At 71.2% G+C, this 4744-nt stretch carries 4 protein-coding genes and 1 pseudogene; 1 reads left to right on the top strand and 4 read right to left on the bottom strand.

All coding sequences use genetic code 11. The features are described from left to right. Positions 1–185 precede the first annotated feature (185 nt). The 4 genes from AC08OX_RS15030 to AC08OX_RS15015 form a co-directional block, all read right to left on the bottom strand. Entirely contained in the window at positions 186–992 is an 807-nt protein-coding gene (locus AC08OX_RS15030; RefSeq protein WP_476608386.1) for a DUF3105 domain-containing protein, read from the bottom strand. Positions 993–1152: 160 nt separating this feature from the next. Next, positions 1153–2481, bottom strand: coding sequence for a coenzyme F420-0:L-glutamate ligase (locus AC08OX_RS15025; protein ID WP_476608385.1), 1329 nt, complete (start codon positions 2479–2481; stop codon positions 1153–1155). Next, positions 2474–3505 (bottom strand): 2-phospho-L-lactate transferase, encoded by a 1032-nt coding sequence (gene cofD, locus AC08OX_RS15020; protein WP_476608384.1) that lies wholly within the window; start codon positions 3503–3505, stop codon positions 2474–2476. Before cofD ends, AC08OX_RS15025 begins: the two co-directional genes overlap by 8 nt. Positions 3506–3667: 162 nt before the next feature. After that, positions 3668–4276 (bottom strand): TetR/AcrR family transcriptional regulator, encoded by a 609-nt coding sequence (locus AC08OX_RS15015; protein WP_035940905.1) that lies wholly within the window; start codon positions 4274–4276, stop codon positions 3668–3670. Positions 4277–4554: 278 nt separating this feature from the next. Between AC08OX_RS15015 and AC08OX_RS15010 the strand changes: the two are divergent. After that, positions 4555–4744 (top strand): annotated as a pseudogene (locus AC08OX_RS15010) (hypothetical protein); the annotation flags it as partial.

The raw sequence follows: 4744 nt of genomic DNA, 5'->3' as shown, positions 1-4744 counted from the left end.
GGTAATACACACCCGAAAGATCAACTTTGGTCATGGGCTGCGAAAACTCCAACCAAGATCGAACTATCTAGGAAACTCCCGCTAGCACCGGTATCTGGAGCTAGCCGGGCGGGCCGTGCCCGGGACGGCGCTCGTCCTGGGCACGGCCCGCCTCGTCACCGACATCTCCGCCCCGGCCGAGAGGGTTAGGGCGCCGGGGTCGGGGTGGTGGGCGACAGTGACATGGTGCCCGCGCCGGGGATCGGGGAGGCGGCCGCGCCCGGATCCACCAGGGGGCCGTCCGCCGTCACGTTCAGGGTGCCGCCCGCCGCGCCGGACTCCGGCGCGGTCGGTGAGTCCCAGGTGGCCCCGGCGGCGTCCGGGTTCGCATGCTTGGTGACGAAATCCTTGATTACGTCCGCGGAGACCGTCGAGCAGCGCTGGGTGCGGTCCCAGGCGGTCAGGACGAAGTGCTTGTTGTCGACGAAGGTGCTCCGGGGCCAGGGCACACCGATGAACCGCGGCCCGGCGTCCGCGGCGAGCTTGCGCAGCTTGTCGACCTGATCCGTCGGCAGGCTCTTGTCGTACCAGCCGATCACGAAGCCGTGTTCGAGGTTGTGTACGGCCCGTTCCACCGAGATGCCCGAGTTCGGGTTGTAGAAGGGAATGCCGTCGGGCAGGGGATCGGGGTTGTGGTTACCCGAGGATGGCGGTGACGCCTCGTACGTGACCGCCGTGCTGACGTGCGTCGAGCCGCGGAACGGGTCGTTCGCCGTGCCGGTGCACCCGGCCGCGGTGGCGGCAGCCGAGGCCGGCGCGACGTAGCCGACCTTGCGGGCCTCGTTCTTCGATCTGCTGTCCGCGACGCTGTAGATGATGATGCCGACGAGGAGCGCGACGGCGACGAGCCCCGACGTCCCGTAGATGAGCAGCGCGCGGCGGCGTTCCCTGCGCTTCTGTTCACGGCGCAACTGCTCGAGCCGGGTGTTGCGTTCGACGCTCTTCTTACCCACGGCAACTGATCCTACGAAGTGTTGCACCACGTCGTCCGGGCAGGATGGATCCGACCCGCCGAACACCACCGGACACGCCCTGTTCCGCCACGCCGCACCGTGACCGTGGCGTCCCGGATCATCCCGGAGCCGGGCCACCCGGGATCGGTCGGCCACGAGGTCAGCGGTGGAGGACGAACGCCGCGGTATCGCGGTCCGGTCGGGCGGGTGCGGGCGCGGCGGCGTGCCCGACCCCGACCGCGCCCATCGGTGTCCAATCGGCCGGCAGGTCGAGCACCCGGGTGACCACCTCCGGGCAGAACAGCGTCGACGACACCCAGCACGACCCCAGACCCTCCGTGGCCAGGGCGACGAGCAGGTTCTGCACCCCGGCCCCGACGGAGACGGTGAACATCCGCTCCTCGGCGGCGGCGCGGCGGGCGTCCGGATAGGGATGTGCGCCGTCGAGGAGCATGATCGGAACGATCAGCAGCGGGGCACGCCGCAGCACCTCGCCGCGCCGAAGCCGACGCTCGACGGCCGCCTCGTCGAACCCGTCGCGTCGTAGATCGTCCGCCCAGGCTTCGGCCATCGCGTCGAGCAGCGCGGCGTGCCGCTCGGTCACGATCACGAAACGCCATGGTGTGGTGTGGTGCGGGGCCGGGGCGGTGAGTGCCGCCGCGATCGCCCGGTCGACCGCGGCCGGGTCGACCGGGCTGTCGGAGAAGTCCCGCACGGTGCGCCGGTCGCGCAGCGCCGCCCGGCGCGCCTCGAGGGTGCCGAGGCGGAACATGTCATCACCAGCGGGACGCAGCAGCGCCCGCCCGCCGGCGCCGTCGTCGGGCAGCCGGCCGTAGCCGCGGACGACTGCCACCGGTGTGGCGCCCAGCTTGCCCTTGACGAGGTCGGCGGCCGCGGCGAGCTCGTCGGCCTCGGCCACCTCGGTCATCCCCAGCTCGTTGCCGTAGCCGTCGAGGTCGCCGACGTGGCTGCGCAGCGCCGCCATGCCGGCCACCCCGATGGCCATGTCGGTCAGGCCGCGCCGCCACGGCCGTCCGGCGGTATCGGTGACGATGACGGCGACATCCACGCCGAGCACGGTGGCCAGGCCCGACCGCAGCCGCCTGGCGCTGGCGTCCGGATCCACCGGGAGCAGGGCGAGGGAGTCCTTGGCGATGTTCGACGCGTCGACCCCCGCGCTGGCGAGGACGAAACCGTGGTGCGTCTCGACGATCCGGGTCGGGCCGCGCCGGGCGACCTCGCGTACCGATTCACTGTCGATCATGGCCTGTCTGGCTTCCTCGCGGTCGCCGGACACCGTGACGAGCCGTCCCTCGGCCTTCGAAACAATCTTTGAGGTGACCACGACGACATCGCCGTCGGCGAGTGTCGGGCCGTGCGTCCGGACGGCCGAGGCCACCAGGACGGCGAGATCGTCGCCGGAACGGACCTCGCCGATGCCGGTGAGCGGGAACACGCGCAGCGCCCGTTCCGCGCTGCGCTCAGGCACCGGCGAGCTCCAGAGCCGCCCGGACGATCGCCACCGTGGCCTTCAGATCGGTCATCAACAGGGGTGTCGCGGCCACGGTCGCGCCGGGAACGGTCGCGCCGGCGTCGGCGGTGTCGACGAGCCAGCCGTCGAGCAGTCCGTCCGCCGTCCCGTCTCCCGGGCGCGGGGCCGTCCCGTGCCCGGTCGCGGCGGGTGCGGTGGCGGGTGCGGTGGCCGGCCCGGCGGTGCGCCCCCGGCCGCCGTAATGCACGCCTACCGCCTGGGCGGAGGTCTCGACGCCGATGGCGGCCAGGCAGGCGTCCGCCATCCCGCGCACGGCTGAGCCGCCGATGATCGGCGACACCCCGACCACCGGCGCCGCGGTTTCGTGCACGGCCGAGCGGATCCCGGGAACGGCGAGGATGGTGCCGATCGAGACGACCGGATTCGACGGGGGGAGCAGTACGACGTCCGCGTCGGCGATGGCGGCCAGGACGCCGGGCGCGGGCCTGGCCTTTTCCGCGTTTACCGGGATGATCGCCTGTGCCGGCACGGCGGCACGCAGCCGCAGCCACCATTCCTGGAAGTGCACCGCGCGCTGGCCGTCGGCGTCCGAGATCACCACGTGGGTCTCGACCCGCTCGTCCGACATCGGCAGCAGCCGTACCCCCGGCTTCCACCGCTCACACAGTGCCCGGACCACGTCCGAGAGGGAGTAGCCGGCGTCGAGCATCCGGGTGCGCACCAGGTGGGTTGCGAGGTCGCGGTCGCCGAGTCCGAACCAGGCCGGCCCGACGCCGTAGGCGGCGAGTTCCTCGGCCACGACGAACGACTCGCCCTCGCGCCCCCAGCCCCGTTCGGCCGAGATCCCGCCTCCCAGAGTATACATGACGGTGTCGAGATCGGGGCAGATGCGCAGTCCGTGCAACGTGATGTCGTCGCCGGTGTTGCCGATTACCGTCACGTCGGCCTCCGGCAGTGCCGCGAGCACGCCGCGCAGGAACCGGGCGCCACCGATCCCGCCAGCCAGGGCTGTAACTCTCACACCGACCAATCCTGGCACCGCGTCCCGACGGATGGGGCACCGGTGGGCGGTGGTGGATCTCCCGGCCGGGGTGATAGCGGCCACCGCCGGGCCGCGGACGGATTTCTCCGGACCGGGGCGGGCGCGCCGGTCGTGTTCCTGACCGAGCCTCGGTCGGGGTTCCTAACCGAGCCTCGGTCGGGCGAACAACGGCGTCATCCATCCGTGGAACTCCGGCTTTGCCGGTATCGGCGTGTCCGTGCAGAAGGCCGAGAGCAGAAAGTGCACGAGATGGCTGGTCGGCCGGGAGGGCGCAGGGTTGGCGAGCCCGCCCTCGATGGTGGCGACCACCGCGTCCGCCGCGAGCTCCCGATCGGGTTCGGGCACGAAGTCGTGCACCGCGGCGAGCGCGAGCCCGTGCAGCCAGTCGTGCAGCCGCTCGTGGTACTCCATGACCGGCGCGGCGTGCGGGGCGCGTTCGGCGACACAGGGATGCAGCGTGCGGCGCCGCTCGACCGAGTCCAGAGCAAGGAAGAGCTTCGCCGCCGGGTCTCCGGGCAACGCTGCGATCCGGTCGACCTCAACGTCAAGCAGGCGGTTCAGCACCGCCGCGAAGGCGTGGTCCTTCGACCGGAAATACCAGTAGACGGAGCCCGGTTCGATGCCGGCGGAACGGGCGATCTCCGCGATGGACGTCCCGGCGAACCCGCGGGCCAGGAACTGCTCCTCGGCGACGGTGAGCAACGCATCGATCCGTTCCTCGCGGGGAACCTCCTGGCGGTTGCGTGGCACCTGATCAGCGTAACGACTCCCATGGTGGGGCAGGAGAAAATCGATGCCCAGTAGCGGTAGCCCCCGTGCGGTACGCCGGCGCCCGGCGGCGCCGTCCCGGCGCCGGCATGATCGGAATCGTGTCCCGGTGTCGGTGGGTGCACTCCGGCCGGGCTCGGGTAGCGGGGTCCGGTGGATGTCTCGGGCGGATGTGTCCTGCTTACCGCCTTTCTCTTGATTCCGATTAGCGAGAGCTGTGAGAGTGAATCTCAGCTCTCTACGTTGCTGGAAGGACCGTCATGTCCGATATCAGGACCACCAAGAGCCTCGAAGCCCTGTCTGGCTCCCTTAATCGCGCGCTTGCGGGGGCCCGCGCCCCCCAGGTCGTGGCCGCCCGCCGGGCCCAGATGCGACAGCCCACCGGTACGACGCCGGCCGGGTCCGACGTCAGGGCCGCGCAGAGATCACGCTACGTTGTGATCGGTGATG

It is taken from the genome of Frankia sp. CoBUL1, from assembly GCF_978021245.1.
The sequence above is the reverse complement of the archived record's forward strand: the minus strand, read 5'-3'. Positions and strand labels throughout refer to the sequence as shown.